This window comes from Roseateles sp. P5_E11 (assembly GCF_054049355.1).
The window spans coordinates 1-6,311 of sequence record NZ_JBFUMO010000343.1; the positions used below are offsets into that span (position 1 = coordinate 1).

General features: G+C 68.7%; 7 protein-coding genes. 4 read left to right on the forward strand and 3 right to left on the reverse strand.

Annotated features, from left to right (window positions below; genetic code table 11):
* Positions 1-549: 549 nt before the first annotated feature.
* Positions 550-1,476, reverse strand: coding sequence for a LysR family transcriptional regulator (locus ACXJKR_RS21290; RefSeq protein WP_457324519.1), 927 nt, complete (start codon positions 1,474-1,476; stop codon positions 550-552).
* A gap of 102 nt (positions 1,477-1,578) precedes the next feature.
* On the opposite strand from ACXJKR_RS21290, the gene ACXJKR_RS21295 reads away from it, so the two are divergent.
* Positions 1,579-2,238, forward strand: coding sequence for an NAD(P)-dependent oxidoreductase (locus tag ACXJKR_RS21295; protein WP_457324520.1), 660 nt, complete (start codon positions 1,579-1,581; stop codon positions 2,236-2,238).
* A gap of 5 nt (positions 2,239-2,243) precedes the next feature.
* Here ACXJKR_RS21295 and ACXJKR_RS21300 read toward each other — a convergent pair whose 3' ends face one another.
* Positions 2,244-3,152 (reverse strand): LysR substrate-binding domain-containing protein, encoded by a 909-nt coding sequence (locus tag ACXJKR_RS21300; protein ID WP_457324521.1) that lies wholly within the window; start codon positions 3,150-3,152, stop codon positions 2,244-2,246.
* Positions 3,153-3,271: 119 nt separating this feature from the next.
* Here ACXJKR_RS21300 and ACXJKR_RS21305 point away from each other — a divergent pair, with 119 nt between their 5' ends.
* A complete protein-coding gene (locus tag ACXJKR_RS21305) occupies positions 3,272-3,679 on the forward strand; it encodes a RidA family protein (RefSeq protein WP_457324522.1) in 408 nt (135 codons plus the stop codon).
* Between the two features lie 32 nt (positions 3,680-3,711).
* Positions 3,712-4,743, forward strand: coding sequence for an asparaginase (locus tag ACXJKR_RS21310; protein WP_457324523.1), 1,032 nt, complete (start codon positions 3,712-3,714; stop codon positions 4,741-4,743).
* 31 nt (positions 4,744-4,774) lie between these two features.
* Here ACXJKR_RS21310 and ACXJKR_RS21315 read toward each other — a convergent pair whose 3' ends face one another.
* Positions 4,775-5,269 (reverse strand): hypothetical protein, encoded by a 495-nt coding sequence (locus tag ACXJKR_RS21315; RefSeq protein WP_457324524.1) that lies wholly within the window; start codon positions 5,267-5,269, stop codon positions 4,775-4,777.
* Positions 5,270-5,506: 237 nt separating this feature from the next.
* Here ACXJKR_RS21315 and ACXJKR_RS21320 point away from each other — a divergent pair, with 237 nt between their 5' ends.
* Positions 5,507-6,154, forward strand: a complete 648-nt coding sequence (locus tag ACXJKR_RS21320) for a TetR/AcrR family transcriptional regulator (protein WP_457324525.1) — start codon at positions 5,507-5,509, stop codon at positions 6,152-6,154.
* The last annotated feature ends 157 nt before the right edge of the window (positions 6,155-6,311 follow it).

Sequence of the window (6,311 nt, forward strand, 5' to 3'; positions counted from 1 at the left end):
CAGCGATACTCCAAACCATTCCTGGGCTGCCTTCAAAGAAGTCTGCCATCCAAAGCATTGCTTTCTTCAGCGACGCCCCCTCGCCATTGCGCATACCGTCGGCTATTGCCACCAACAGACTTCCACCGATTGCGCATGCGTAGTTTCGTATCGCAGACTTGAACGGACTTGTTGGCATTGAGTTCCTTCACGAAGAACTGCGAAAACGGCAGGTTTTGGCACCGAAGCCATCTCACGCAAAGCGGATGACCGCCTACGCATTGCGCCAGCCTCCTGGTAATAGGCCCAAGAGCGATGCCCTAGGATTTGATTCGCAGTCGATAGACCGCGCAATCGGTGCATTGAGCCGCTGCCCCCAAGATTGATGACGCTGGCAGCTGCCGAGACCTTGCGAGCGCCGGTTTATGGCTGACTCCGCGGACGCTTTGCGGTCATCAACTAGCTTGAGAGTGCTTCCGGCTTATGCGCGCCGGATTTCAGCAGTCGCCAAGTGATCAACGCTAGGCGCACGGAAGCGGCGCGCCCCGCACTCTGCCCGAATCCAGATGGTCAGCCAGATTCCAACCCCGGCAGCGTCGCGAAATACCGCTTCAACGCCTCGATCGCCACCCTCACCTTGGCCGGCTCGCCCTCGCGCTTAGGCGTGACGGCCACCACCGGCATCGGCATGAAGCGCCATTGCGGCAGCAGGCGCACCAAGGTGCCGCGGGATAGCTGGGCCAGCACGTCCGCATAGCCAAGGCGGGCGATCCCCAGACCCTGCTCGCACATCTGCTGCAGGGCCACGTGGTTGTTGCTGGCGATGCGCACGGGCACCTGCAGACGCTGGCTTTCGCCACTGGCGCCGTGCAGCAGCAGGGCAATGGCCGGCGCGGCGTCGCCGGCGTCCTGCGTCTCGGCGGCCCAGGCCAGCCAGTCGAAACCGGGCAGATCGGCGGGCGTCGCAGGTTGTCCATGGCGCTCGACATAGGCGGGCGCGGCGCACAGCACCATCTCGACCTCGCACAGTGGCCGCGCCAGCCAGTTGGAATCGGCGAGCTGGCCGACGCGCACCGCGATGTCGATGCGGGCATCGATGAGGTCGATCATGGCGTCGTCCACCAGCAGGCGCAGCCGCAGCTGCGGCGACTGGGCCAGCACCGGCGCCAGGGCCTGGGCGATATGGGCCGCAAAGCCCACCGGTGCGGCGACGCGCAACTCACCGCTGGGCGCATCGCGCGCCTGGGCCAGCGATTCGGCCGCCGCGCGAGCCGCCTCGACGAGGCGCAGGCAATGCGGGTAGCAGCGCTCGCCGGCCTCGGTCAGCGCGAGCTTGCGTGTCGAGCGGTGCAGCAACGTGACGCCCATCTGGCGCTCCAGCGTGCGCAGCGTCTGGCTGACAGCCGAAGCGCTCATGCCCAGACGCCGCCCGGCCGCGCTCATGGAGCCGGCGGCGACCGTTTCGGCAAATACGGCAAAGGGCTTGAGCTCGTCCATCCTTAAGCACCACTTCAAGGTCTTGGCGATTTTTACCGTCTTATCGCCGGATCGTGAAGCCCATATCGTTCATCCATCGCTTTCAATCCTTTGGAGAACCTCATGAACATCGCTCTCATCGGCGCCACCGGATTCGTTGGCACTGCCGTCCTCGCCGAGCTGCTGCAACGCGGCCACCAGGTCACCGCCCTCGTGCGCGACCCCGCCAAGCTGGAAGCGCGCCCGGGGCTGACCGCCGTCGTTGGCGACGCTTACGACGCCGAGGCCGTCGCGACCGCCGTGCGCGGTCACGACGCCGTCGTGTCGGCCTTCAACCCGGGCTGGAACGAGGCCGAGCTCTACGACAAGTTCCTGCGCGGCGCGACCGCCATCACGCAGGGCGTGGAAGCCAGCGGCGTCAAGCGCCTGCTCGTCGTCGGTGGCGCGGGCAGCTTGTTCGTCGCACCCGGCGTGCAACTGGTCGACACGCCGGACTTCGCCAGCCATGTGCCGGCCAACATCGTCCCCGGCGCCCGTGCGGCGCGTGACCACCTGACCGCCCTGCGCGGCAACACCCAGCTGGACTGGACCTTGCTGAGCCCGCCGGCCCTGCTGGCCCCGGGCGAGCGCAGCGGCAACTACCGCGTCGGCGGCGAGCAGCTGCTGATGGCGGGTGACGCCCCCGCCGGCATCACGGTGGCCGACCTGGCCGTGGCCATCGCCGACGAGATCGAGCAGCCGCGCCATCTGCGCGCGCGCTTCACCGTCGCCGCGCCGCTCTGAGGCCGTCAGCGCGGCAGTTGCCGCGCCAGCAGCGCGACGACCCAATCGATGAAGACCCGCAGCCGCGCGCTGACATGGGGGTTGGGCCGGTAGGCCAGGTACAGCGGCATTGGCGCGAGGCGCCAGTCCTCGAAGACGGGCCGCAACTCACCGGCGGCGACGTGCGCATCGGCCATGTAGCGCGGCAACCAGAGCAGGCCGATGCCGGCCAGCCCGGCGGCGAGGTAGGCATTGCCGTCGTCCACCGTCAGCGTGGCTCGGCCGGCGACTTCCACGGTCTCGTCGCCACGCGTCATCGTGTAGGCCAGCGGGCGGCCTGCGCGGGCGCCGCGATAGCCCACGACGCGGTGGTGCGTGCCCTCCAGCTCGCGCGGGTGGGATGGCACGCCGGCGCGCGCCAGGTACGCCGGTGCCGCAAACACGCCGAGTTGCAGCTCGCCGACACGGCGCGCCACGAGCGAGGGGTCGGCCAGCTCGCCGCCACGCACGACGCAGTCCACGTTGTCGCCGATCAAATCCACGAAGCGGTCGCTGACGCCAAGCTCCAATTCCAGCTCCGGGTAGCGCGCGTGAAAGCCCGGCAGGGCCGGCACCAGCACCAGCCGCGCCAGCGGGCTGGGCACGTCGACACGCAGGCGCCCGCGCGGCACGCCCGATGCGCCGGCGAGGCTGCTCTCCACCTCGTCCAGCTCGGCCAACAGGCGCACCGCCTGCGCGTAGTAGGCGGCACCGTCCGCGGTGGCTTGCACGCGCCGCGTGCTGCGGTTCAGCAAGCGCACGCGCAGCCGCGCCTCCAGCTCCTGCACCAGCTGGGTCACCCGCGTGCGGCTGAGCTGCAGCGCCTCGGCCGCCTTGGTGAAGCTGCCCGCCTCCACCACTCGCACGAACGCCTGCATGGCATCGAAGCGGTCCATCGCGCCCTCCTTGGGTCGCGATTGTCCAGTGCGGCAAAACAGTGGTGTCCGCCGCAGCGTCTAGCTCGAAAAAGAGCCGTTGCCTAGAGTGCAGTCATCGTTTTCTTACGGAGATTGCCATGACCCGACGCGACGTCGTCTTCCCCGCCGGCCGCCAGGCCCTGTACGAGCACAACCGCTATTCACCGGCGGTGCGCGCCAACGGCCTGCTGTTCGTGTCGGGCCAGGTGGGCAGCCGGCCCGATGGCTCACCCGAACCCGACCTCGAGACCCAGGTGCGGCTGGCGTTCGACAACCTCAACGCCGTGCTCGCCGCCGCCGGCTGCAGCTTCGACGACGTCCAGGACGTGACCGTCTACATCGTCGACCCCGAGGCCAACTTCGAGAGGATCTGGGCCATCGTGCCCGAGTATTGGGGTGAGGCGCCCTACCCCACGCTGACCGGCATCGGTGTGACCTGGCTGTACGGCTTCAAGTTCGAGATCAAGGTGGTGGCCAAGCTGCCGGAAGCTGCGCAGGCGGTTTAGGCTTGCGCCTTTGCCTACCGTCCGAGCGGCCCATGAACCCCGTCCTCATCGAAGTCCTACGCGGCAGCACCGTCGAGTCCCGCCATGCCGGCGCCCTGGCCATCGTCGACGCCTCGGGCGCCGTGCACACGGCCCTGGGCGATATCGACCGGCCCATCTTCCCGCGCTCGGCAGTCAAGCTGCTGCAGGCTCTGCCGCTGGTGGCAAGCGGCGGGGCCGAAGCCTTCTCGTTGACGGATGCTGAGCTCGCGCTGGCCTGCGCCTCGCACAGCGGCGAGCCCGAGCATGTGGCGACGGCCGCCGGCGTGCTGGCCAAGTTGGGGCTGACGGCCGACGCGCTGGAATGCGGCACGCAATGGCCCAGCCGCGAGCCGGTGCTGCGCGGCATGGCGGCGCGCGGCGAGGTCGCGACGCCGCTGCACAACAACTGCTCGGGCAAGCACAGCGGCTTTGTCTGCGTGGCTTGCCTGATGGCGCGCAATGCTGGCGCCGAGCCGGCCGAATTCGCGCGCGGCTATGTCGCGGCTGAACATCCCGTGATGCGCGAGGTGTCTTCCGCCTTGTCAGCCGCAACGGGCGTGGACGTCGAGCAGGCCCCGCGTGGCATCGAYGGCTGCTCCATCCCGACCTTTGCCTTGCCGCTGCGTTCACTGGCACTGGCATTTGCGCGCTGCGGCACCGGCCAGGGGTTGTCCGACGTGAACGCCCGCGCCGCGCGCAGGCTGCGCCAAGCGGCCGCCGTGGCTCCCTTCATGGTGGGCGGTACGGACCGTTTCGACACCCGCGTCATGCAAGCCTTCGGCGAGCGCGTCTTTTGCAAGATCGGCGCCGAGGGCGTCTATTGCGCGGCCTTGCCGGAGCTGGGCCTCGGCGTCGCGCTGAAGATCGACGACGGCGCCGCCCGTGCGGCCGAAGCGGCTTTTGCCGCGGTCGCACAAGGCCTGCTGAAGACCGAAGACGAGCTGTTACGCAGCTACAGCCACTTGCAATTGAGCAACTGGCGCGGCATCGAAGTCGGCGCGCTGCGGCCGGCGCAAGCGCTCACCCAAGCGCTCGCACCTTAGCCCTGCCACTGACCGCTGACCGCTGACCGCCTCAGTGGCGGTCGCGGCGCGGCGGCAGTGCCTGATCGGCGTTGTTGTTGTTGCTCGACGTATCGGTCGTGGTCGTCGTGGTCGTGCTCGACGTCGTGGTGTCGGTGCTGCTTGGGTAGGCAGGCGTGCTGGGCTGCGTCTGAGCCGGCATGGGCGGTGCGGCGCTGACATCCGTCGCCGGCGAGATCGGTGGCGAGGCCTCGCTGGTCGTTGTCGTGGCAGGCTGCGGCTCGATGCTGGCCACAGGCGCCGCTGGAGCCGGGGTCTCGGCGGGCATCGCTACTGTCGTTGTCGTGTCCACCGGATTGGGCTGGCTCGTCGTGTCCAGCGGATTGGTGGGCGTGGCCTCGGCCAGGGTCGGGGCCGTATCGGCGTCGCGCGACAGGCCGGCGGTTTCATCGCTGGAGCGCGTGGACGCGCAGCCGGCGACACCAATCACCAGGGCGGCCGTCGCCAGCGCAACGGTCGTCGACAAGGGGTTGAATTTCCTGCTCATGATGAACTCTCCAAGGTTGATGAAGCGGTTCACGCTGCCATCACCTGGCAGCGCGGCGCGGCCGACGCCGCCTGTGCAGGCCGGCAAAGACCGTTCCCGTGCCGGAAGCACCCCCTGCCGGCGGAGCCCATCTGATGCCTTGCTTGGCGCGCCGTCAGTCGCCAGTCGATAAGAAACGATACAAAACGCGACCAAGCAAGCGCTTGGTTGGCTTTACAGTCCAGCCCCATGCGTGCTGTGAATCCCTCCTCGTCCGCACCCTTGCCGCCGCGCGAGCGCCTGCTGCGGGAGGCCATGCGCCTGTTCGGCGAACGCGGCTTCGACGCCGTGCCGACTCGGGAGATCTGCGCCGCCGCGGGCGTCAACCCGGGTGCCATCCACTATCACTTCGTTGACAAGGACGGTCTCTACCGCGAGGTGCTGCGCCTGCCGGTGCAAGAGTTGCAGCAACAGCTCACCGGTTTCGATGACCCGGGGCTGGACCTGCACGAGGCCATCCGCCGCTTCCTGCAGCCCTTCCTGTTCGACGATGGCGCCTGCAGCGCCCAGATGTTCTTCCGCGAGATGCAGGCGCCCAGCCCGATCTTCATGCAGACGGTGGCGCAGGAAGTCGGGCCCATCTTCGACCGCTTCGCCMGCCTGCTGGCCCGCCACGCCGGCCTGGACGAGCCGACGGCCGCCATCCACCAGCTCGCCATGGGCCTGCAGGCCATGGCTCACGACTACTCCATGACCCGACCCATGCTGGACGCCTTCCACCCCGAACTGCTGGCCGACGACCCCCTGCTCGAGCACACCTGCGCCCGCCTCGCCGACTGGGGCTGCGCCCTGGTCGCCTACGAACGCGCCAAACATGAAGCCCCTCGTCCAGCCGCACACCGCTGAACGCGGTGCGTCTGACCGGTCCCCCGTGGGGACGGCGATGCCCGCGGCGTTGAGCCGCGAGCACATCGCCAGCGCGGGCCGGCTCGGTGAACTGGAGTCGGACACAAGCAGTCCCTGCGGACTGCTTGTGCCTACGGAAGGCCATGGGCCTCTGGCC

Coding starts and splice junctions, on each gene's coding strand:
- ACXJKR_RS21305 (WP_457324522.1), top strand. CDS start 3,272: ATGACCCGACGCGACGTCGTCTTCCCCGCCGGCCGCCAGGCCCTGTAC.
- ACXJKR_RS21300 (WP_457324521.1), bottom strand. CDS start 3,152: ATGGACCGCTTCGATGCCATGCAGGCGTTCGTGCGAGTGGTGGAGGCG.
- ACXJKR_RS21315 (WP_457324524.1), bottom strand. CDS start 5,269: ATGAGCAGGAAATTCAACCCCTTGTCGACGACCGTTGCGCTGGCGACG.
- ACXJKR_RS21295 (WP_457324520.1), top strand. CDS start 1,579: ATGAACATCGCTCTCATCGGCGCCACCGGATTCGTTGGCACTGCCGTC.
- ACXJKR_RS21290 (WP_457324519.1), bottom strand. CDS start 1,476: ATGGACGAGCTCAAGCCCTTTGCCGTATTTGCCGAAACGGTCGCCGCC.